Source organism: Streptomyces sp. NPDC048248 (assembly GCF_043201875.1).
GTDB lineage: Bacteria > Actinomycetota > Actinomycetes > Streptomycetales > Streptomycetaceae > Streptomyces.
Map to the genome: position 1 here is coordinate 149877 of NZ_JBICZL010000012.1, position 21581 is coordinate 171457.

General features: G+C 69.8%; 21 protein-coding genes and 5 tRNA genes. 11 read left to right on the forward strand and 15 right to left on the reverse strand.

All coding sequences use genetic code 11. The annotated features are described in order from the left end of the window. The first annotated feature begins 95 nt into the window (after positions 1 to 95). Positions 96 to 821 carry a 2-phospho-L-lactate guanylyltransferase gene (cofC, locus tag ACGFZW_RS26330; RefSeq protein WP_393895690.1) on the forward strand — a complete coding sequence of 242 codons (726 nt, stop codon included), beginning with the start codon at positions 96 to 98 and terminating at the stop codon, positions 819 to 821. Here the strand turns inward: cofC and ACGFZW_RS26335 are convergent. The 5 genes from ACGFZW_RS26335 to leuC all read right to left on the reverse strand — a co-directional run bounded on the left by ACGFZW_RS26335 (position 802) and on the right by leuC (position 4327). Beyond that, positions 802 to 1005 (reverse strand): hypothetical protein, encoded by a 204-nt coding sequence (locus ACGFZW_RS26335; RefSeq protein WP_393895691.1) that lies wholly within the window; start codon positions 1003 to 1005, stop codon positions 802 to 804. The genes cofC and ACGFZW_RS26335 overlap by 20 nt on opposite strands. A 114-nt stretch (positions 1006 to 1119) precedes the next feature. Continuing rightward, complete coding sequence (locus ACGFZW_RS26340; protein ID WP_393895692.1) at positions 1120 to 1791, reverse strand: HU family DNA-binding protein; 672 nt, start codon at positions 1789 to 1791, stop codon at positions 1120 to 1122. Between the two features lie 125 nt (positions 1792 to 1916). Then, positions 1917 to 2162 carry a hypothetical protein gene (locus ACGFZW_RS26345; RefSeq protein WP_393895693.1) on the reverse strand — a complete coding sequence of 82 codons (246 nt, stop codon included), beginning with the start codon at positions 2160 to 2162 and terminating at the stop codon, positions 1917 to 1919. Positions 2163 to 2297: 135 nt separating this feature from the next. Beyond that, positions 2298 to 2891 carry a 3-isopropylmalate dehydratase small subunit gene (gene leuD / locus ACGFZW_RS26350; RefSeq protein ID WP_393895694.1) on the reverse strand — a complete coding sequence of 198 codons (594 nt, stop codon included), beginning with the start codon at positions 2889 to 2891 and terminating at the stop codon, positions 2298 to 2300. A gap of 5 nt (positions 2892 to 2896) precedes the next feature. Continuing rightward, entirely contained in the window at positions 2897 to 4327 is a 1431-nt protein-coding gene (gene leuC / locus ACGFZW_RS26355) for a 3-isopropylmalate dehydratase large subunit (RefSeq protein ID WP_393895695.1), read from the reverse strand. A gap of 172 nt (positions 4328 to 4499) precedes the next feature. Between leuC and ndgR the strand changes: the two genes are divergently transcribed. Next, positions 4500 to 5216, forward strand: a complete 717-nt coding sequence (gene ndgR, locus ACGFZW_RS26360) for an IclR family transcriptional regulator NdgR (protein WP_393895696.1) — start codon at positions 4500 to 4502, stop codon at positions 5214 to 5216. 66 nt (positions 5217 to 5282) lie between these two features. On the opposite strand, the gene ACGFZW_RS26365 is transcribed toward ndgR, so the two are convergent. Then, entirely contained in the window at positions 5283 to 5762 is a 480-nt protein-coding gene (locus ACGFZW_RS26365) for a DUF4188 domain-containing protein (protein WP_393895697.1), read from the reverse strand. 77 nt (positions 5763 to 5839) lie between these two features. Between ACGFZW_RS26365 and ACGFZW_RS26370 the strand changes: the two genes are divergently transcribed. Next, positions 5840 to 6481 (forward strand): MerR family transcriptional regulator, encoded by a 642-nt coding sequence (locus ACGFZW_RS26370; protein WP_393895698.1) that lies wholly within the window; start codon positions 5840 to 5842, stop codon positions 6479 to 6481. A 70-nt stretch (positions 6482 to 6551) separates the two neighbouring features. On the opposite strand, the gene ACGFZW_RS26375 is transcribed toward ACGFZW_RS26370, so the two are convergent. The 9 genes from ACGFZW_RS26375 to ACGFZW_RS26415 form a co-directional block, all read right to left on the reverse strand. Then, positions 6552 to 6624 (reverse strand) — tRNA-Glu (locus ACGFZW_RS26375). Positions 6625 to 6666: 42 nt separating this feature from the next. After that, positions 6667 to 6738, reverse strand: a tRNA-Gln gene (locus ACGFZW_RS26380). 16 nt (positions 6739 to 6754) lie between these two features. Further along, positions 6755 to 6827 (reverse strand) — tRNA-Glu (locus ACGFZW_RS26385). A 63-nt stretch (positions 6828 to 6890) separates the two neighbouring features. Then, a tRNA-Glu gene (locus ACGFZW_RS26390) sits at positions 6891 to 6963 on the reverse strand. Between the two features lie 49 nt (positions 6964 to 7012). Continuing rightward, positions 7013 to 7084, reverse strand: a tRNA-Gln gene (locus tag ACGFZW_RS26395). 87 nt (positions 7085 to 7171) lie between these two features. After that, entirely contained in the window at positions 7172 to 7897 is a 726-nt protein-coding gene (locus ACGFZW_RS26400; RefSeq protein ID WP_393895699.1) for an HAD family hydrolase, read from the reverse strand. 142 nt (positions 7898 to 8039) lie between these two features. Beyond that, complete coding sequence (gene gltX / locus ACGFZW_RS26405; protein WP_393895700.1) at positions 8040 to 9527, reverse strand: glutamate--tRNA ligase; 1488 nt, start codon at positions 9525 to 9527, stop codon at positions 8040 to 8042. Continuing rightward, a complete protein-coding gene (locus ACGFZW_RS26410) occupies positions 9520 to 10293 on the reverse strand; it encodes a fumarylacetoacetate hydrolase family protein (RefSeq protein ID WP_393895701.1) in 774 nt (257 codons plus the stop codon). The genes gltX and ACGFZW_RS26410 overlap by 8 nt, the downstream gene beginning before the upstream one ends. Before the next feature lie 79 nt (positions 10294 to 10372). Further along, positions 10373 to 10567 (reverse strand): hypothetical protein, encoded by a 195-nt coding sequence (locus tag ACGFZW_RS26415; protein ID WP_393895702.1) that lies wholly within the window; start codon positions 10565 to 10567, stop codon positions 10373 to 10375. 607 nt (positions 10568 to 11174) lie between these two features. Here ACGFZW_RS26415 and ACGFZW_RS26420 point away from each other — a divergent pair. The 8 genes from ACGFZW_RS26420 to ACGFZW_RS26455 all read left to right on the forward strand — a co-directional run bounded on the left by ACGFZW_RS26420 (position 11175) and on the right by ACGFZW_RS26455 (position 21542). Beyond that, positions 11175 to 14855 carry a nitrate- and nitrite sensing domain-containing protein gene (locus tag ACGFZW_RS26420; protein ID WP_393895703.1) on the forward strand — a complete coding sequence of 1227 codons (3681 nt, stop codon included), beginning with the start codon at positions 11175 to 11177 and terminating at the stop codon, positions 14853 to 14855. A 9-nt stretch (positions 14856 to 14864) separates the two neighbouring features. Beyond that, complete coding sequence (locus tag ACGFZW_RS26425; RefSeq protein ID WP_249636908.1) at positions 14865 to 15278, forward strand: roadblock/LC7 domain-containing protein; 414 nt, start codon at positions 14865 to 14867, stop codon at positions 15276 to 15278. A gap of 100 nt (positions 15279 to 15378) precedes the next feature. Then, a complete protein-coding gene (locus tag ACGFZW_RS26430) occupies positions 15379 to 15789 on the forward strand; it encodes a DUF742 domain-containing protein (RefSeq protein ID WP_030087818.1) in 411 nt (136 codons plus the stop codon). Then, positions 15770 to 16354: an ATP/GTP-binding protein gene (locus tag ACGFZW_RS26435; protein WP_393895704.1), complete on the forward strand. Its 585-nt coding sequence runs from the start codon at positions 15770 to 15772 to the stop codon at positions 16352 to 16354. Before ACGFZW_RS26430 ends, ACGFZW_RS26435 begins: the two co-directional genes overlap by 20 nt. 401 nt (positions 16355 to 16755) lie before the next feature. After that, positions 16756 to 19860, forward strand: a complete 3105-nt coding sequence (locus ACGFZW_RS26440; RefSeq protein ID WP_393895705.1) for a nitrate- and nitrite sensing domain-containing protein — start codon at positions 16756 to 16758, stop codon at positions 19858 to 19860. A 10-nt stretch (positions 19861 to 19870) separates the two neighbouring features. Next, positions 19871 to 20284 carry a roadblock/LC7 domain-containing protein gene (locus ACGFZW_RS26445; RefSeq protein WP_098749732.1) on the forward strand — a complete coding sequence of 138 codons (414 nt, stop codon included), beginning with the start codon at positions 19871 to 19873 and terminating at the stop codon, positions 20282 to 20284. 84 nt (positions 20285 to 20368) lie between these two features. After that, complete coding sequence (locus ACGFZW_RS26450) at positions 20369 to 20983, forward strand: DUF742 domain-containing protein (RefSeq protein ID WP_393895706.1); 615 nt, start codon at positions 20369 to 20371, stop codon at positions 20981 to 20983. Beyond that, the gene (locus ACGFZW_RS26455) at positions 20964 to 21542 is read left to right on the forward strand and encodes an ATP/GTP-binding protein (protein ID WP_073760799.1); all 579 of its coding nucleotides are present in this window, start codon (positions 20964 to 20966) and stop codon (positions 21540 to 21542) included. The genes ACGFZW_RS26450 and ACGFZW_RS26455 overlap by 20 nt, the downstream gene beginning before the upstream one ends. The last annotated feature ends 39 nt before the right edge of the window (positions 21543 to 21581 follow it).

The window sequence follows — 21581 nt, forward strand, 5'->3', positions numbered from 1 at the left end:
AGCCGCACAAGTGTCGCCCCAGGTACCCGCTATGTCGAGAACACCGTAACCCCGCCGCTCCCGAACGGCGGCGGCAGCGGGTCAGAATGATGCCGATGCGAAGAGACGGAGCGGATGTGGGCTGGAGTCTGGTGGTGCCGTTGAAACCGCTGGTGCGAGCCAAGAGCAGGCTCTCCCGGGCCACCGGGGAGGAGTTTCGGCCCCGGCTGGCGCTCGCCTTCGCCCTGGACACCGTCACCGCGGCGCTGGCCTGCACGGACGTCCGCGATGTGGCGGTTGTCACGGACGATCCGCTGGCCGGTGAGCGGCTCGCGGCCCTGGGGGCGCGCGTCCTGCCCGACACCCCGGCCCGGGGCCTCAACGCCGCGCTGGCACACGGCGCCGCCGCCGTACGGGCGCGTCGGCCCGGCGCCGCCGTGGCCGCCCTGAACGCCGATCTGCCCGCGTTGCGCCCCGCCGAGCTGGAACTGGTGCTCCATTCCGCCGCGCTATTTCCGCGCGCATTTCTCGCAGATGCCGCGAATATCGGAACAACGCTTCTGACCGCGACTTCCGGGAAGGAATTGGAACCGGCATTCGGAGGGCCATCCCGGGCACGTCACCTCGCATCCGGGGCGCGGGAGATCGTCGCGGCGGGGGTGCCGTCGGTCCGTCGGGACGTGGACACCGGCGAGGATCTGCGCGCCGCACTGGCGCTGGGCGTGGGCCCCCACACCGCGCGTCAGACCTCGCAGCTGGGGGGCGGGGCGGCCACCGGGGCGGACGGCACGGCCGTGGCCGACGGGCAGCCGCCGTCGCGGCTCAGAACGTCTGGAGCGTGACGAGGACGACGCGTCGTCCGTCCCCTTCGCCCGCGACGTCGATACGGACCCGCTGGCCGGGCCGGAGCAGCCGCAGGCCGCCGGCGTCGAAGGCCGCCGCGTCGAAGGGCAGCGGGGTCCCGTCGTCCAGCAGCACGCTGCCGGAGTGGGTCTCGGAGTCGTAGGTGTACGCGGTGGCCTGCATGGGCCAAAGCCTAGACGCCGGGCCCGCCACGGGCCCCGCCCGGCCCCCGAACGCACCGCGGGCCGGGCTCCCCGAAGGGAGACCGGCCCGACGCGTGGCGTCGCCGCTGCCGCATTACCGCTTGCGGGCGGTGGTCTTCTTGGCGGTGGTCTTGCGCGCCGTGGTCTTCTTGGCGGGGGCCTTCTTCGCCGTCGCCTTCTTGGCGGGGGCGGTCTTCTTGGCGGTGGCCTTCTTCGTGGCCGTGGCCTTCTTGGCCGGGGTCGCCTTCTTGGCGGTGGTCTTCTTCGCCGTGGCCTTCTTCGCCGTGGTCTTCTTGGCGGGGGCCTTCTTCGCCGTCGCCTTCTTCGCGGTGGCGGTGGTCTTCTTCGCCGTGGTCGCCTTCTTCGTGGCGGCCTTCTTGGCGGTGGCCTTCTTGGCCGCGGCCTTCTTGACCGTCGTACGGGTGGAAGTTCCACCCGAGAGGCTGCCCTTGGGGGCCTTCTTGACGGCCACGTCGTTCTTGGGGAGCTTCTTCGAGCCGCTGACCAGGTCCTTGAAGCCCTGTCCGGCGCGGAAACGCGGCACCGAGGTCTTCTTGACCCGGACGCGCTCACCCGTCTGCGGGTTGCGGGCGTAGCGGGCCGGACGGTCGACCTTCTCGAACGAGCCGAATCCGGTGACCGAAACGCGGTCGCCGGAGACAACGGAACGAACGATTGCGTCCAGAACCGCGTCCACGGCGTCCGCGGCGTTCTGACGGCCGCCGAGCTTGTCGGCAATGGCTTCTACGAGCTGCGCCTTGTTCACGTCTTCCCCTTCGGAGACATTGCTGGAACGAAAGTGTCCAAGCTTTTTCGCACGTTAGGCAGATATATACCGCAAATCAAACACGAAACGGGCTAATCACCCTTGTGCCGCAACGAACTCGACCTTCACGGACTTCCGTCGGGGCGCACATCTTCGGGATAACGACCTTCGTCGAGGTCTGCCATGAACCACTCCAGACGCCTTGCCGCGTCCGCAAGATCGTGTTTAGCCGCGGCCGTGATGACGAGCAGCTTCCGGGTCAGCGCCATCCGTACGCCCTCCGGGACTTGCAGTGTCCGCACTCTTGCGTGTGCGACCTTGAGGCGGTCGGCGACGTCACCGTAGAGCTCGAGTTGGTCGTCGCGTTCCATGCGCTAATTGTGCCATCTGCGGCGAGTTGTCGCTTCACGGGGCCTCAACAGCCGCCTCCACAAGCGGATGCGCCCCCTGCCAACTGCACAGGGGGCGCATCGTACGCAATAACGCTTTGAGCCAAAAACCCGAGGTCAGACCTCTACCGTACGCGGCTTGAACGACGGCCTGTTCGCCTCGTACTCCACGATGGACGACTCCTCCCGAAGGGTGAGGCTGATGTCGTCCAGCCCCTCCAGCAGCCGCCAGCGGGCGTTCGCGTCCAACTCGAAGTCGGCGCTGACGCCCTCGGCGCGCACCTGCCGGTCGACCAGGTCCACCGTCACCTCGGCGGTCGGGTCGGCCTCCAGCAGCTTCTGCAGCGTGTCGACGGTCTCCTGCGGCAGGACCACCGTCAGCAGCCCGTTCTTGAGGGAGTTACCCCGGAAGATGTCCGCGAAGCGCGAGGAGATGACGGCCTTGAAGCCGTAGTTCTGCAGGGCCCAGACGGCGTGCTCACGCGAGGAGCCGGTACCGAAGTCGGGGCCGGCGACCAGCACCGTGGCGCCCTTGTACTGCTCCTGGTTGAGGACGAACCCGGGGTCCTTGCGCCAGGCCTCGAACAGCCCGTCCTCGAAACCGTCGCGGGTGACCTTCTTCAGCCAGTGCGCGGGAATGATCTGGTCGGTGTCCACGTTGCTGCGGCGCAGCGGGACGGCCCGGCCGGTGTGGGTGGTGAAAGCTTCCATGGTTCTCAGACTCCCGCGGGCACAGAGACGTCGGCGTCGGACAGGTCGGCCGGTGAGGCCAGATGGCCGAGAACCGCCGTTGCGGCGGCGACCTGCGGCGAGACCAGGTGTGTACGCCCGCCCTTGCCCTGCCGGCCCTCGAAGTTGCGGTTGGAGGTGGACGCGGCGCGCTCACCGGGGGCCAGCTGGTCGGGGTTCATACCCAGGCACATCGAGCAGCCCGCGTGCCGCCATTCGGCCCCGGCCGCGGTGAAGACCTTGTCCAGGCCCTCGGCCACGGCCTGGAGGGAGACCCGGACCGAGCCGGGAACGACCAGCATCCGCATTCCCTCGGCGACCGAACGGCCCTGCAGGATCTCAGCGGCGGCGCGCAGGTCCTCGATGCGGCCGTTGGTGCACGAACCTACGAAGACGGTGTCCACCTTGATCTCGCGCAGCGGCTGACCCGCCGTCAACCCCATGTATTCCAGGGCCTTTTCAGCGGCGTAGCGCTCCGAGGCGTCCTCGTACGAAGCCGGGTCGGGGACGTTCGCCGAAAGCGGCGCACCCTGGCCGGGGTTGGTGCCCCAGGTGACGAACGGCGCCAGCGCGGAGGCGTCGATGACGACCTCGGCGTCGAAGACCGCGTCGTCGTCGCTGCGCAGCGTCTCCCAGTACGAGACCGCCGCGTCCCAGTCCGCATCCTTGGGAGCGTGGTCGCGCCCCTGCAGGTAGTCGAAGGTGGTCCGGTCGGGGGCGATCATGCCGGCCCGGGCGCCCGCCTCGATCGACATGTTGCAGATGGTCATCCGGGCTTCCATCGACAGTTTCTCGATGGCCGAGCCGCGGTATTCCAGGACGTATCCCTGGCCGCCGCCGGTGCCGATCTTCGCGATGATCGCCAGGATCAGGTCCTTGGCCGTCACGCCGTCGGGCAGCTCACCGTCGACGGTGATGGCCATGGTCTTGAAGGGGGCCAGCGGCAGCGTCTGGGTGGCCAGGACGTGCTCGACCTGGCTGGTGCCGATACCGAACGCCAGGGCACCGAAGGCGCCGTGGGTGGAGGTGTGGCTGTCACCGCAGACCACGGTGGTGCCGGGCTGGGTCAGTCCCAACTGCGGTCCCACGACGTGGACAACACCCTGCTCGACGTCGCCGAGCGGGTGCAGCCGGACGCCGAATTCCGCGCAGTTCTTGCGCAGCGTCTCCAGCTGGGTACGCGAGACCGGGTCGGCGATCGGCTTGTCGATGTCGAGGGTGGGGGTGTTGTGGTCCTCGGTGGCGATGGTGAGGTCCGTGCGGCGCACCTGGCGACCGGCCTTGCGCAGGCCGTCGAACGCCTGCGGGCTGGTGACCTCGTGCAGCAGGTGGAGATCGATGAAGAGGAGGTCGGGCTCGCCTTCCGCGCGCCGGACGACATGGTCGTCCCAGACCTTCTCCGCGAGTGTCCGTCCCATCGCTTTCCCTCCGGCCGGCCGCATTGCCGGCCTAACTCGACTGTGCGCGTGCTGCCCGCAACCCCTTGCCGGGCCTTACGCCGGGCCCTGGTCGAGGGCCACACCTACAGATTGACGACTTCCCCGGAAAATTGAACTTGCGTTTCACACTGTGAGACGCGAGTATCGTTGCATGGACAACTCTAGCGGCGTCGGCGTTCTCGACAAGGCAGCTCTGGTATTGAGCGCTCTGGAGTCCGGTCCGGCCACCCTCGCCGGGCTGGTCGCGGCGACCGGGCTTGCACGACCCACGGCACACAGACTGGCCGTGGCTCTGGAACACCACCGGATGGTGGCGAGGGACATGCAGGGCCGGTTCATCCTCGGTCCGCGGCTCTCCGAGCTCGCGGCGGCAGCAGGCGAGGACCGCCTGCTGGCGACGGCCGGACCGGTGCTCACCCACCTGCGCGATGTGACGGGCGAGAGCGCCCAGCTCTATCGCCGGCAGGGCGACATGCGTATTTGCGTGGCAGCGGCGGAACGGCTGTCCGGACTGCGGGACACCGTTCCGGTCGGCTCCACGCTCCCGATGAAGGCGGGCTCCGCCGCGCAGATCCTGATGGCCTGGGAGGAGCCCGAGCGGCTGCACCGCGGCCTGCAGGGCGCGCGCTTCACGGCCACGGCGCTCTCGGGCGTACGGCGCCGCGGCTGGGCCCAGTCGATCGGCGAGCGCGAACCGGGCGTCGCGTCGGTCTCCGCGCCCGTACGGGGCCCCTCGAACCGCGTGGTGGCCTCCGTGTCGGTCTCCGGCCCGATCGAGCGGCTGACCCGCCACCCGGGCCGGATGCACGCCCAGGCGGTCATCGACGCCGCTGCGCGCCTCTCCGAGGGACTGCGCCGCAGCAGCTGAACCCACGGCCGGGCCCTGTCCGGCCGGCCCCCACGGGCCGGCTCGACAGGGCCCGGGCGCGTCCGCTCAGGCGGCCAGCCGGTCGGCGGCCTGTACCCCGTCCCGCAGCGGGACGACGCCATGGGCCTTGCCCAGTCCGTGGGGCGGCATGTCGCCGTAGATCGACTCGTAGGACCCCTCGGGCACCACATAGGTCTCGTGCCAGATGCCCACGTGCTGCTTGCTGTCGCGGGCGTGGCGGTTGAACTTGGCCCAGGCGGGCCGGTGCAGCTTGTCCGGCGCCGCGGCGTAGGCGAGCAACTTCTCCTTGGACTCCCAGTACTGGACGACGTAGTAGGTCCTGGGCGACCCGGACAGCAGCTGGTGGCCGAGCAGCCCCGCGGAGGGGTCGCGCGACAATTCCCGCAGCATCCGCGGCATGGCGAGGAAGACGGGCAGCCATCGGTGCACCGCCCAGAAGTGGTTGATCCGCATCCCGATGTGAAAGACCACGACATCGCCGCGTGCGGCCGCCGTGCTCCGGCCGGGTTGGGTCCTGCTGCGCATGACGACTCCCTGGCTTATTGGATAGTGGAGCTATCCGGTGGTTGGATAGTGACACTCTCCCAGCAGGAGGACAAGGGATGCGACTTTCCGAACTCAGCGCACGCAGCGGTATCCCCACCGCCACGATCAAGTACTACCTGCGCGAGCAACTCCTGCCGCAGGGACGGCGGATCACCGCGACGCAGGCCGAGTACGACGAGTCCCATCTGCGCCGGCTACGGCTGGTGCGCGCCCTGACCCAGGTCGGCAAGGTCCCGGTGGCGGCCGCCCGTGAGGTCCTCGCGGCCGTCGACGACGAGAGCCTGAGCCGCACCATCCGGCTCGGCGCGGCCCTGTGGGCGCTGCCGCAGCCCCCGGAGGCCGACCCCGAGGATCCGGCGACGACACAGGCGGACGAGGAGGCCCGGCACCTGCTGGGCGAACTCGGCTGGGACAACGCCCTGGAGATCGGCCCGCTCTCCCCCGCCTACCGCACCCTGGTCACCGCGATGGCGAGCCTGCAGCAACTGGGGTACGTCACCGGTGTCGCCGAACTCACCCCGTACGCACGGAAGATGGAGGAGGTGGCGGGCCACGATCTCGATGTCCTCGAAGCACTGCCGGAGGAGGTCGAGCAGGTCGAGGCGGCCGTCGCCGCGGCGGTGCTCTACGAGCCGGTGCTGCTCAGCCTGCGCAGGCTGGCCCAGGAGGAACTGGCCACCCGCCGCTACGGGCTGTGAGCCGAACGCTCGGGAAGGGCCGCCGCGAATGACAAAGGCCCCCGCCGAAGCGAGGGCCTTGCCGTTCACGTACCCCCGACCGGATTCGAACCGGCGCTACCGCCTTGAGAGGGCGGCGTGCTAGGCCGCTACACAACGGGGGCCTGTTTTCTTGCAGTTGAGTCGTGCCCTGAGGACACTCTGCGCTGGGCTACCAGGACTCGAACCTAGACTAACGGAACCAGAAACCGTCGTGCTGCCAATTACACCATAGCCCATGGTGGTTTAGACCAGTACCCCCGACCGGATTCGAACCGGCGCTACCGCCTTGAGAGGGCGGCGTGCTAGGCCGCTACACAACGGGGGCCCTAGCGATCCTTGCGTCGTTGCATCCGGGAGCGACCCGAAGGAAACGGAGAGAAAGGATCTGTACCCCCGACCGGATTCGAACCGGCGCTACCGCCTTGAGAGGGCGGCGTGCTAGGCCGCTACACAACGGGGGCCTGATACTGCGATCAAGAAAACTTCCGCGCTTGCGAAGAAGACTTCTTGCTGGGCTACCAGGACTCGAACCTAGACTAACGGAACCAGAAACCGTCGTGCTGCCAATTACACCATAGCCCACCAAAACTCAACCCCCGAGCGGGGGTTTGTTTGGTTTACGCTGTCCGGCCGGGCCTTTCGGCCCTCTCGGGCGGCGCAGGAAGAACATTACCCGATGGGAGACGGCGCACCAAAACCGATAAGCCCGCGCAGCAGGTCGGGCAGTTCCGCCAGACTCGCGATGCGGCGCACACCGTCGGGCAGGTCAGCGCCGGTGCCCGCGCGGTCCAGCCACACGGCGGCCAGACCGGCGTCCCGGGCGCCGAGCGCGTCGATGTCGAGCTTGTCGCCGACGTAGACGACCTCGGCGGGTGCCAGGCGGAGCGTCTCGCAGGCCACCAGGAAGGCCTCGGGCGCCGGTTTGGCGTGTCCCAGGGTGTCGGCGCACAGCACGGCTTCGAAGCGGGCGCGGATGCCCAGGGTGGTCAGCTTGCGCTCCTGGTTGGCCGTCGAGGAGTTGGAGAGCACGGCCTGGCGGACCAGTGGGGCGAGCGTTTCCAGGACCGGTCCGGCGTCCGGGAAGAGGGTCCAGGCCGCTTCGTACCGGGCGACGTAGCGGCCGAACCAGGCGTCCGCTTCGGCGTCGGAGAGCGGGGCGCCCAGGAACGTCCGGGCGCGGCCACGGCGGTGGTCGAGGAAACCGACCTCCCCGGCCAGGAAGCGGCCGAACTCGCTCTCCATGGCCGCGCGCCACCGCTCCAGGGCCGACTCCGCGCCGCCGTAGGTCTCCAGCAGGCCCTCAGCATGGAAGTGCCGCAGGGCGCCGGCGCGGTCGGAGCCGGTGTAGTCGAAGAGGGTGTCGTCGACGTCCCACAGGACGGCGTGGACGGGCATGGCGGTCTCCTCAGGATGTCCTGCCCATTGTGACGTTCGGGCTTCGCACGCGCCGCGTGTTTTTCCGGTGATCGCCCCGGCCGGGGAACGGCCGAGGGGGCGACCGCCGGATCGGCGGTCGCCCCCTGCGGGCGTCGGAACCTCAGGCGGTCAGCTTGGCCAGCGCCGCGTCGATACGGGCCAGGGTGCGCTCCTTGCCCAGGATCTCCAGGGACTCGAAGAGCGGCAGGCCGACCGTGCGGCCGGTGACGGCGACCCGGACCGGGGCCTGCGCCTTACCGAGCTTGAGGCCGTGCTCCTCACCGGCGGCCAGGACGGCCTCCTTGAGGGACTCGGGGCTGGACCAGTCCGCGCCCTCGAGCTTCTCGCGGGCCGTCCTCAGCAGGGCGTCGGAGCCCTCCTTCATCGCCTTGCTCCAGGACGCCTCGTCCTCCACCGGGGTGTCGAGGAAGAGGAAGTCGACATTGGGGGTGATGTCGGAGAGGACCGTCAGGCGGGTCTGCGCGTGCGGGGCGATGGCCTCGAACCGGGCGCGGTCGAACTTCTCCGGCGCCCAGGGGGCGTGCGGGGCCTGCAGCCAGGGCTCGCAGGCGGCGATGAAGTCCTTGACGTCCAGCATGCGCAGGTGCGTGCCGTTGATGGCCTCGCACTTCTTGAGGTCGAAGCGCGCCGGGTTGGCGTTGACGGCCTCGATGTCGAAGGCCGCGACCATCTCGTCCATGGTGAAGATGTCGCGGTCCTCGGACAGCGACCAGCCCAGCAGGGAGAGGTAGTTGAGCAGTCCCGCGGGGAGGAACCCGCGCTCGCGGTAGAGGTTGAGGGACGCCTGCGGGTCGCGCTTGGAGAGCTTCTTGTTGCCCTCGCCCATGACGTAGGGGAGGTGGCCGAAGGCGGGGGTCTCCTTGGCCACACCCAGCTCGATCAGCGCCTTGTAGAGGGCGATCTGCCGGGGGGTGGAGGAGAGCAGGTCCTCGCCGCGCAGGACGTGGGTGATCTCCATCAGCGCGTCGTCGACAGGGTTGACGAGCGTGTAGAGCGGCGCGCCGTTGGCACGGACGATGCCGTAGTCCGGGACGTTCTCCGGGGTGAAGGTCAGCTCGCCGCGGACCAGGTCGGTGAAGGTGATCGGCTCGTCCGGCATCCGGAAGCGGACGATCGAGGTGCGGCCCTCGGCCTCGTAGGCGGCCTTCTGCTCGGTGGTCACCACGCGGCACTTGCCGTCGTAGCCGGAGGGCTTGCCGGCCTTGCGGGCGGCGTCGCGGCGGGCGTCCAGCTCCTCGGTGGTGCAGTAGCAGCGGTAGGCGTGCCCGGCGGTGAGGAGCTTGTCGGCGATGTCCTTGTAGAGGTCCATCCGCTGCGACTGGCGGTAGGGGGCGTGCGGGCCGCCTACCTCCGGTCCCTCGTCCCAGTCGAAGCCCAGCCAGCGCATGGCGTCCAGCAGCTGGCCGTAGGACTCCTCGGAGTCGCGGGCCGCGTCGGTGTCCTCGATACGGAAGACGAGGGTGCCCTGGTGGTGCCGGGCGAAGGCCCAGTTGAACAGGGCGGTGCGGACCAGGCCCACGTGGGGGTTGCCGGTCGGGGAGGGACAGAAACGTACGCGGACGGGGGAGCCGGGGGTCGCGTTAGCCACGCTTGATCACCTTGTTGGTGAGAGTGCCGATGCCTTCGATGGTGACGGCGACCTCGTCGCCGACGTTGAGCGGGCCGACCCCGGCCGGGGTGCCCGTGAGGACGACGTCGCCGGGGAGCAGCGTCATCGCCTCGGTGATGTGGACGATGAGGTCCTCGACGGGGCGGACCATCTCGCTGGTGCGGCCGAGCTGGCGCTGTTCGCCGTTGACGGTGCACTGGACGGCGAGGCCGCCGCTGATGTCGGAGAGGTCCAGGCCGGTCTCGACCCAGGGGCCGAGCGGGCAGGAGCTGTCGAAGCCCTTGGCCCGCGCCCACTGCTTCTCCCGCTGCTGGACGTCCCGCGCGGTGATGTCGTTGGCGCAGGTGTAGCCGAGGATGACGTCCTTGACGCGCTCGCGCGGCACCTCGCGGCACATGCGGCCGATGACGACCGCGAGCTCCGCTTCGTGGTGCACCTCCTGGGAGAAGGAGGGGTACGCGACGGGGTCGCCGGGGCCGACCACCGAGGTGGAGGGCTTGAAGAAGGTGACCGGCGCGTCCGGGACGGTGTTGCCCAGCTCGGCGGCGTGGTCGGCGTAGTTGCGCCCGATCGCCACGACCTTGTTGGGCAGTACCGGCGGCAGGAGGCGGACCTTGTCGAGGGGGACCTTCTGGCCCGAGCGCTCGAATTCCGCGAAGGGATGCCCCTTGATGACGTCGAGTTCGTCGCCTTCGACGACGCCGAAGCCGACGTTGCCGTCGATGGAGAATCTGGCGATGCGCACGGGTTGCCGCTGCCCCTCATTGATCATTGGCCGGAGTTGACACTCCAGGCTATCGCGGGGGCGCGGCCGGTCCGCCGCGTTACGAGGCCGGGGCGCTCTGCTCGGGCGCGTCCATCAGGACGGTGCGGCGGGGGTTGGCGGTCTGGGCAGGCAGTTCGAGACCGTGTTCCGGCGCCTGGAGGGCCTCGGTGCCGAGCTCGTCGGCGTCCTTGAGGTGGGCCAGGGTGGTGCGCCGCGGGTTGGCTATGTTGCGGAACATCATCGTGGTCTTCACTGCGTCACGCCTCGCGTTGGTGAGATGGGGCCGGACCGCTTCGGGAAGGCAAAGCGGTGTCGCCTTGTCGTTTCAGGCAACTGTGTAAAGCGTCAGGCTAAGCGCGCTATTCCCCGTGACACGCTGCGAATCTCGATGATCTCCCTGTGAGTTTGCTCACGAAGTGTGTGACAAATGCCGCATTTCCCATGATCAACAACCATGGGCGAAAGGGACATTGGCGTATTGAAGCGCACGTTCCGCTCCCGATCACCGCACCTGGGACAGGGCCCGTGGGGGAACGACTCGCGGGCAAAAGTCCGTTATCTGGGGCGCAATCCTCTACGTGTCGTCACACGTTCCGTACATTGCGTCACCCATGTCACAGCCATTGGCTCCGCTCTTGTTGGAGATCCTGCACTGTGCTGGAATTCCACGGACCGCCGCACGTTTCAGCCGGCGCGCAGGGCGTTGAGAACAACGCCGCGCGGTGGTGCCGCTCTCTCGGCCAGAGAGGGCAGCCCGCCGGTCACTCACGACCGCCATGGGGGACTTAGCGGTCCCCTACGACTCGACACCGTCCCGCCGTTCACGCGGAGGGACGCCTGGTCCAGAGGTTGCGACGCTAGTGCAGGGACGTTTCAAGAGGGATGGCAGCGCTGCGGCGGACCCGGAGCTGCGCGGCGGGACCGACCGCGCCTCCTCGCCCCAGCGCGCCCAGGGCAACAAGCCGGTGGGCGGCAGCAACGTGCCGTCCGGCCGCAACAGCCAGGCGCCGGGCGACGGCTCCACGGAGAGCCCGACGCCCAAGCTGCCCAAGGGCAGTGGGCCGGGCAACCGCATGGCGCTACGCAATTGGCGCATCAGCACCCGCCTGGTCTCCCTGCTGGCGCTCCCTGTCGTCGCCGCCACCACCCTCGGCGGCATGCGCATCACCAGTTCGCTGGAGAACATCGACCAGCTCGACAAGATGCAGCTGCTCACCGAGATGACGCGGCAGGCGACCGAGCTCGCCGACGCACTCCAGGTGGAGCGGGACAAGTCGGCCGGTCCGCTGGCCGGCAGCGGCAACACCAAGGACGACGCGAACGTCGTCGCCCCGCGTGAGGCGACCGACCGCGCCAAGATCTCGTTCAACCAGGCCACCGGCGACATCCAGGGCGAGGACGCCACGATGGCCGGTGTCCGGGCCACCGTCCTGGAGATCGGTCGCCAGCTCAACACCCTCAACGAGATCCGCAGCAACGCCTACGAGGACGACGACAACACCGCGCGGACGGTCAACAGCTACAACCAGCTGATCACCTCGCTGCTGTCGCTCTCCCAGGACATGGCGCAGGCGACCAGCAGCCCCGAGATGATCCGCAGTACCCGTGCGCTGGCGGCGTTCTCGTCCGCCAAGGAGTACGCGTCGATCCAGCGGGCCATGGTCAGCGCCGGACTCGCCCACAAGGGCGGCCCCGAGCTCTCCGCCAACGACCGGGTCGCCGGCCACACCGCGGAGGAGAACGAGAAGGCCGCCCGGGACCGCTTCTCGCAGATCTACACCAACAACGCCGGCGCGCTCACCCGCGGCCTGGACGGCAACAACGACGAGATCAAGGCCGCGGTCGCGTTCGCGCACCGCGCCTTCGCAAGCGGCAGCGGCATCCGCAGCCAGGAGTACAAGTACCTCGACTGGTACGACTCCGACACCGTCAAGATCGACGAGATGTCGCGCATCGAGACGACGCTGCTGTCCGAGATGGAGCAGAAGTCCCGCGAGCTGCGCAACGACGCCACGCAGGACGCCATCCTCAACGGTGCGCTGATCCTGCTCGTCCTCGGTGTCTCGCTGGTCGGCGCCTTCGTCGTGGCCCGGTCCATGGTCCGCTCGCTGCGCCGGCTGCAGGACACCGCGCAGAAGGTCGCCCAGGACCGGCTGCCCGAGCTGGTCAAGCAGCTCTCCGACGCCGACCCGCAGGACGTGGACACCTCCGTCGAGTCCGTCGGTGTGCACAGCCGGGACGAGATCGGACGGGTGGCCGCGGCGTTCGACGACGTCCACCGCGAGGCCGTCCGGCTGGCGTCCGAGCAGGCGCTGCTGCGGGGCAACGTCAACGCGATGTTCACCAACCTCTCGCGCCGCAGCCAGGGCCTGATCCAGCGCCAGCTGTCGCTGATCTCCGAGCTGGAGTCCCGCGAGGCCGACCCGGACCAGCTGTCCTCCCTCTTCAAGCTCGACCACCTCGCCACGCGTATGCGCCGGAACGGTGAGAACCTCCTCGTCCTCGCGGGTGAGGAGCCCGGGCGCCGGTGGACGCGGCCGGTTCCGCTGGTCGACGTCCTGCGTGCCGCCGCCTCCGAGGTGGAGCAGTACGAGCGGATCGAGCTGAACGCCGTACCGCAGACCGAGGTCGCCGGCCGGGTCGTCAACGACCTCGTGCACCTCCTCGCCGAGCTGCTGGAGAACGCCACGTCGTTCTCCTCGCCGCAGACCAAGGTCAAGGTGACCGGCCACGCGCTGCCCGACGGGCGGGTGCTGGTCGAGATCCACGACACCGGTATCGGGCTGTCGCCCGAGGACCTTTCGGCGATCAACGAGCGGCTCGCAAGCCCGCCCACCGTGGATGTCTCGGTGTCGCGGCGGATGGGTCTGTTCGTGGTCGGCCGGCTGTCGCTGCGTCACGGCATCCGTATCCAGCTGCGCCCCTCCGACTCCGGCGGCACCACCGCGCTGGTCATGCTTCCGGTCGATGTCGCCCAGGGCGGCAAGAAGCCGGCACCCAGCAGCGCCAAGAGCAGTTCGTCCGACGTCGGTGGCGCACCCTCCAGCCGACTCGCCGGCCTCCAGCCGCGCGGTCAGGTCGGTGCGGGCCCCGGCCCCGGCGGGCGCCCCGCGCTGCCAGGTCGAGGCGGCCCCGGTGGCGGCGCGCCCAACGCCTTCGGTGCCCAGGCACCGGCAGGACGCGGCCAGGCCCCCGGCGCTCCGGCGCAGGGCGGCGGCTCCCGTCCGCCCGCCGGGCGCCCCGGCGGCGGCGACGGCCGTCCCTCTCTTCCCACCCGTGGCGCCGAGAACGCGCAGTCCCCGACCGTGGCGCCGCCCACCGGCGCGCCCCGGCGTGAGGACCGGCCGCAGCTGCCGCCGCGGGGACCCGCGGCGGAGCTGACCGGCGGTTCCGGTCCGGCCGGCGGTTCCGGCGACCAGAGCGATCCGGGCAACCAGCAGGGCACCACGAGCTGGGGTGCGCGCCGCGAGCGCGGCGCCGCCGACGACTGGCCGCTGGCCCCGCGCGACGCCCAGGACCGGCCGCGTGGTCACGAGGACCCGGAGACCTCCGGCAGCTTCGACCGGCCCGCCCCCGCCGGCGGCCCCGGCGACACCGCGGCGTTCGCCCGCCCCGACTTCGACGGCCCGCCGCCCGGCGCGGACGGCCCCCAGGGTGGACGCGAGCAGTCCGGCACCGGCGGCTACGGCCGCGGTGCGGGCAGCGGGTCCGCGGACACCGGCCAGTACGACACCGACCGGTCCCCGCAGCCCGACAGCGACACCGGGCAGTACGAGACCGGGCAGTTCCGGCAGGTCGACAGCGACACCGGCCAGTACGACACCGGGCAGTTCCCGCAGCCCGACAGCGACACCGGCCAGTACGACACCGGCCGGTTCCCTCAGCAGGACGCCGCGCGCGGTGCGTACGGCGAGGACTCCAGGGGCACCGGTCAGTACCCGTCGCGTCAGGACAGCGGTGCGCCGGCCCCCGACGTGCTCGGCAGCGGGGACGCGGGCCCCGGTGACGGCCGTACGCCGATCTTCGACACCATCGAGTCGAACTGGTTCAGCCACCCGGCAGCTGCCGCGGCCGGTGTGCCGCCGCAGCAGAGCGACGAGGCCGCGACGCCGCGTCTGCCGCGCCGCGGGTCCGCGCAGGACAACGCCGGGCGCGACGACACCGGGCGCACCGGCGCTCCGGCCAACGGCGCCCGCAACGGTGCGATGGCCGGCGGCGGCGCGGCCGAGAGCACGCCGCAGTGGCGTACCTCGCCGAACGATGAGCGATGGCGGCAGGCGGAGCAGGTCCGTCAGCCCGCCGCGGGCGGAGTCACCACCTCCGGACTGCCCCGGCGTGTCCCGCGCGCGAATCTCGTCGCGGGCACCGCGCAACAGCAGCAGTCCACCCAGACCGGTCCGCAGGTCTCGCGTGCGCCCAGTGACGTGCGCGGGCGGCTGACCAATCTCCGTCGGGGCATCCAGCAGGGCCGGCAGGCCGGAGGGACTTCCTCCACCGGCAATCACCACATTGTCGACCCCACTCACCAGCAGGAGCGTTAGTTGAGTCCGATGAGCCAGGCGGCGCAGAATCTGAACTGGTTGATCACCAACTTCGTGGACAACACCCCTGGGGTGTCCCACACGGTGGTGGTCTCCGCGGACGGGCTGCTCCTCGCGATGTCCGAGGGCTTCCCTCGTGACAGGGCCGACCAGTTGGCGGCGGTGGCCTCCGGCCTCACCTCGCTGACGGCCGGCGCTTCCCGCATCTTCGAGGGCGGGAGCGTCAACCAGACCGTGGTGGAGATGGAACGCGGTTTCCTCTTCATCATGTCCGTCTCCGACGGCTCCTCGCTGGCCGTTCTCGCACACCCCGAGTGCGACATCGGCCTCGTCGGTTACGAGATGGCCCTGCTGGTCGACCGCGCAGGCACCGTCCTGACGCCCGATCTGCGGGCCGAACTGCAGGGCAGCCTGCTGCACTGAGGCGGTCCCCAGCGTCTCGCCGCACACCGCCCACCGCCCACTACGCCGCACCCCCCACCGGCCCAACCCGACAACATCCGTTGTCCCGCCCGGAGGATCAATGACCCCGCCACCTGCCACTTCCGGCCCGTACGGCGCCTACAGCCAGGCGCCGTACGGGAGCGAAGGTGATCAGCCGCTGGTGCGTCCGTACGCCATGACCGGAGGCCGGACCAGGCCGCGCTACCAGCTCGCCATAGAGGCGCTGGTCAGCACGACCGCCGACCCCTCCCAGCTGCCCGGGCTGCTGCCCGAGCACCAGCGCATCTGCCACCTGTGCCGTGAGGTCAAGTCGGTGGCGGAGGTCTCGGCGCTGCTGCACATACCGCTGGGTGTGGCACGGATTCTCGTGGCGGACCTGGCAGAGGCCGGGATGGTGGCGATCCATCAGCCCGGCGGCAGCGGCGAGGCCGGTGGCACGCCGGACGTGACCTTGCTGGAGAGGGTGCTCAGTGGACTTCGCAAGCTCTGACGGCGGCTCCCAGGGCCGCGCGACGACCTCCGCCAAGATCGTGGTGGCGGGCGGCTTCGGCGTGGGCAAGACCACGTTCGTCGGTGCGGTCTCGGAAATCAACCCCCTGCGCACGGAAGCCGTGATGACTTCCGCGTCGGCGGGTGTCGACGACCTCAGCCACGTCCAGGACAAGACCACGACGACCGTGGCGATGGACTTCGGACGTATCACCCTGGACCAGGACCTGATCCTGTACCTCTTCGGTACGCCCGGTCAGGACCGCTTCTGGTTCATGTGGGACGACCTGGTCCGTGGTGCGATCGGCGCCGTCGTGCTGGTGGACACCCGCCGGCTCGCCGACTGCTTCCCGGCCGTCGACTACTTCGAGAACAGCGGCCTGCCCTTCGTGGTCGCGCTCAACGGCTTCGAGGGGCACCAGCCCCACACGCCGGAGGAGGTCCGCGAGGCACTGCAGATCGGCCCCGGGACACCGATCATCACCACCGACGCCCGGCACCGCAGCGAGGCCAAGAGCGCGCTCATCACGCTCGTCGAGCACGCCCTGATGGCCCGCCTGAAGTAGTCGCCGACGACGGCCCGCTGCGCCACGGCGCGGGCCGTCGGGCCCTCGGCTCCGGGCGGGCGCGTTCCCCCGCCCCGGGCCGGTTCCCCTTTGCCGCGAGTGGATCTGTGTCCTTCGACACGCCCGCGGAAGGCGTTCATAACGTTTCGACAGTGAATCAGGGCGCTTTCGACACCCCTCGCGCATGCCTGGCTTCGCTGTGCGCACATTTCGCTTGGCTTTTGGCGGGGCTCGCCCTTAACGCCCCTTTTATCTCGCGCATTTCCGTGCCCTCCCCAGCTTTAGCCAGTGTTTGGAGGGCACCGCCCTGACGTGCTGAAATTCGCTGAACTCCGGAGTAGTAACGCTCAGAAGAAACGGCACAGCAGGTCAGGTGCCGGCGCCGAGAGGTTGTTGGTCGAGTGAGGCGAAGCAAGTCGAGCCCCGAGCCGCAGGAACCGCGGCGGGGCAACTTCACCCCGCCGCCGCGAGGTGGCGTACCGGCTTTCGACGCGCCCGAGGATACGGTCGCGACGCCTCCGGTCAGTGGTGGGAAATGGTCCCCCGGCAACTGGCGGGTCGCCACCCGCCTGAACGCAATCCTGCTGATCCCCGTCCTGGTCGCGCTGGTATTCGGCGGCCTCCGGGTGAACAGCTCCTTCGCCACCTGGCAGGACGCGAAGGACGCGGAGGACACCGCGAAGCTCGTGCGGGCCGCCCTCTCCTACGGCAACGCCCTGATCGACGAGCGTGACCGCACCGCCGAGCCCCTTTTGAAGGGCCAGCGGAACGACCCGGTCGTCGAGGAGGCGCGCAACACCACCGACGACGCCGCGGACGCGTTCCGCAAGGCCGTCACGGCGATGCCGGACAAGGAGGGCCTCAAGCGCCGCCTCGCGGCGTTCGAGAAGGCCGAGCCCAAGCTGGAGGGTCTGCGCAAGGCCGCGTACACCTCGAAGCTGCGCGGCGCGCAGACCGAAGAGGGTTACGTCCAGATCCAGCACCCGCTGATGGAGTTTGCGAACGAACTCGGTCTGGGCACCGGCAACATCACGTCGTACGGCCGCACCGTCTACGCCGTCTCGCTGGCCAAGGCCGCCGTGTCGCTGCAGCGGGCCATCGGCTCCCACCTCCTGATCGACCCGGCGGCCCCGCAGGGCGGCCGGGAGCACAAGCTCCAGCTGACCGCGTTCGCGTCGTACCGCTACCTGGAGGGCATCGCCATCGGCGAGTACACCTCCGGTGGTACGCCCGAGGATGTGGCGCGGCTGAACCAGGACGCGGCCGCGCTGAAGAAGTCGGCGCAGCAGAAGGTCGCCCGGGCCAAGGAGCAGGCGCGAGCCGCGGGCCAGCCGTTCCGCACCCCGCCGTCCATCGACTCCATGTCCACCGCGATCGCCTCCGGCGCCGCACCCGAGCGACTGGGCCTCAAGGGCGTCACCTCCGAGACCTGGTTTGCTGCTGCGACGGCCAAGTTCGACATGTACCGGTCGATCGAGAGCGACCTGGCGGACAAGGCCGTGAACGAGGCGGCGCACATCTCCGCCGACGCCAGGCGGTCCACCTTCACCGACTCCGGCATCGTGCTGGCGGCGCTGATCATCGCCTTCCTCGTGGCCGGCATGATGGCCCGCCGGATGAGCCGCAACATGCGCCAGCTGCGCAACGCCGCCTTCGGTATCGCCGAGCAGCGGCTGCCGATGTTGGTCGACCAGCTCTCGCGTACCGACCCGGGCCGGGTGGACACGCGGGTCCAGCCGATCGACATCTCCACCACGGACGAGATCGGCGAGGTCGCCCGCGCCTTCGACCAGGTGCACCGCGAGGCCGTCCGGCTCGCCGCCGAGCAGGCGCTGCTGCGGGGCAACGTCAACGCGATCTTCACCAACCTCTCGCAGCGCAACCAGGGCCTCATCGAGCGCCAGCTGACGCTGATCACCGACCTGGAGAACAACGAGGCGGATCCGGATCAGCTGGAGAACCTCTTCAAGATGGACCACCTCGCCACGCGTATGCGGCGCAACGGCGAGAACCTCCTGATCCTCGCGGGCGAGGAGCCCGGCCGCCGCTGGAACCAGCCGGTGCCGCTGATCGACGTCCTGCGGGCGGCGACCTCCGAGGTGGAGTCGTACGAGCGAATAGAACTCACCGGCGTCCCCGAGAGCGAGATCCACGGCACCGCCGTGACCGACCTCGTGCACCTGCTCTCCGAGCTGCTGGAGAACGCCACCACGTTCTCCTCCCCGCAGACGAAGGTGCGGGTCGCCGCGACGCGGCTGCCGGACGGCCGCGTGATGATCGAGATCCATGACAAGGGCATCGGGCTCACTCCCGAGGACTTCGCGGACATCAACCACAAGCTGGCCAATCCGCCGAGCGTGGACGCCGCGATCTCCCAGCGCATGGGCCTGTTCGTGGTCGGCCGGCTGGCCGACCGGCACGGCATCCGGGTGCAGCTGCGCCCCTCCGGCGAGCAGGCGGGCACCACCTCGCTCGTCATGCTGCCCGAGGCGATCACCCATGGTGGTGGCGGCGAGGAGCAGTACGACGACGACTTCACGGTGTCGCGGATCGTGCCCGAGCATCAGCAGACGGCGTACGAGAGCAGCCCCCGCACCGCCGCGGAGCTGGGCTTCGACGACCACGGCTACGGCCAGTCAGCGGACGCCGCGGACCTGGACCCGGTGGGCCGCTCGCTGTTCCGTGAGGAGCGCCGTGCGGCACTGGAAGCGCAGGCAGGCGGCGAGCAGCAGGCCGAGCGCCCGCCCTTCCCGGGCGACCGGCAGTCCTTCGGTGGCTACCAGGACTACCCCGACCAGGCATATGCGGAAGCCGATCAACCGCTCTACGACGATCGGTCCTTCGGTGCCGATGCCTTCCAGCAGCCGGGCATCTCGGAGACAACTGGCCAGCAGCCGTACGTCTCGCACGATTCCGCCCGCCAGGACGACTGGTCCGAACGCCCCGCGTACAACAGCTACTTCGGGACCGAAGCGGAATCTGACCGGAATGCAACTGCGGCTCCCGCAGATGCGTCCGAGCGCGTAACATTCGAGCGTCCGGGCCCCTTCACGAGTGACTCCCGCTCGCGGACCGACGCCGGCCTTCCGCGCCGCGGAGGCGGCTCGCCGCAGGCTCAGCAGGAGTGGCAGCAGCACGAGGAGCCGGCGGCGCCCCCGCAACAGCGGAGCACGCCGGAGAACGGCCAGGACGGCTCCGCATGGCGCACGTCCAACGACGAGCGCTGGGAGCGCGCGGAGCGGCTGCGTGAGCCGGCGGCGGGCGGAATCACTTCTTCCGGCCTCCCCCGGCGGGTGCCCAAGGCCAACCTGGTCGAGGGCGCAGCGGAGCAGACCCCGCAGGGTGGCCCCCAGGTCTCCCGCGCCCCGGAGGACGTCCGCGGCAGGCTGAGCAATCTCCGCCGCGGTGTCCAGCAGGGACGCAGCGCCGGTTCCGATACCTCCGGAGCCCCCCAGAATGACCAGCAGGGCTTCGGCCCCGGCAGCACCTACGATCAGGAGCGTTAGTGTGAGCCCGATGAGCCAGGCGGCGCAGAATCTGAACTGGTTGATCACCAACTTCGTGGACAACACCCCTGGGGTGTCCCACACGGTCGTGGTCTCCGCGGACGGTCTCCTCCTCGCCATGTCCGAGGGCTTCCCTCGTGACAGAGCCGATCAGTTGGCGGCGGTGGCCTCCGGCCTCACCTCGCTGACGGCCGGCGCTTCCCGCATCTTCGAGGGCGGGAGCGTCAACCAGACCGTGGTGGAGATGGAACGCGGTTTCCTCTTCATCATGTCCGTCTCCGACGGCTCCTCGCTGGCCGTTCTCGCACACCCCGAGTGCGACATCGGTCTCGTGGGTTACGAGATGGCCCTGCTGGTCGACCGCGCAGGCAGTGTTCTCACGCCGGACCTGCGGGCCGAACTGCAGGGCAGCCTGCTCAACTAGCAGACAGGCAGTGCGTTTCCCGCCACCGCGCCATAGGGTGCGGTGGCGCGACCGGCGTCAGACAGGCAAGTTGGAGGAGGAGACGTGGCAACGCCCCCGAGCGGATACCCGTACGGTTCCGGACAGCAGTCCGAGCCCCAGGGCGAGACCCATAACAACCGCTTCAACTTCCCGTCTGCGCCGAGCCGCCGGCCGCAGCGGCCCCAGTCGCCGCATCCGCAGCAGCAACAGCAGCCCCGGCCCTACGGCTCCCAGCCGTACGAGCCGCCGGTGTACGACCAGCCGCAGCCGCCCCGCATCCAGCCGGTGCAGCCCCAGCGGCGCCAGCCCGAGCCGTCCGCCCCCACCGGGGGCGCGCACAACCCGCTCGTGCGGCCGTACGCCATGACCGGAGGCCGGACCAGGCCGCGCTACCAGCTCGCCATCGAGGCGCTGGTCAGCACGACCGCCGACCCCTCCAAGCTGCAGGGGCAACTGCCGGAGCACCAGCGCATCTGCCACCTCTGCCGCGAGATCAAGTCAGTTGCCGAGATCTCCGCTCTCCTCTCCATCCCCCTCGGCGTCGCCCGGATCCTCGTCGCCGACCTGGCAGAGGCCGGACTCGTCGCCATCCACCAGCCCGGCGGGGACGAGTCCGCCGGCGGACAGCCAGATGTGACACTGCTCGAAAGGGTGCTCAGTGGACTTCGCAAGCTCTAGCGGTGCAGCCCGCTCCACCACCTCCGCGAAAATCGTGGTGGCGGGCGGCTTCGGCGTGGGCAAGACCACGTTCGTCGGGGCCGTCTCAGAGATCAACCCGCTGCGCACCGAAGCCGTGATGACCTCCGCCTCGGCGGGCATCGACGACCTCACGCACGCGCCGGACAAGACCACGACGACCGTGGCGATGGACTTCGGACGTATCACCCTGGACCAGGACCTGATCCTGTACCTCTTCGGTACGCCCGGTCAGGACCGCTTCTGGTTCATGTGGGACGACCTCGTGCGCGGTGCGATCGGCGCCGTCGTGCTGGTGGACACCCGCCGGCTCGCCGACTGCTTCCCGGCCGTCGACTACTTCGAGAACAGCGGCCTGCCGTTCGTCATCGCCCTCAACGGCTTCGACGGTCACCAGCCGTACACGCCGGACGAGGTGCGTGAGGCGCTGCAGATCGGTCCTGACGCGCCGATCATCATCACCGACGCCCGGCACCGCAGCGAGGCCAAGAGCGCGCTCATCACGCTCGTCGAGCACGCCTTGATGGCCCGCCTGCGCTAGCCCATGTACGGGCTCCCCGTGCCCGTACGTGTCGCTTCA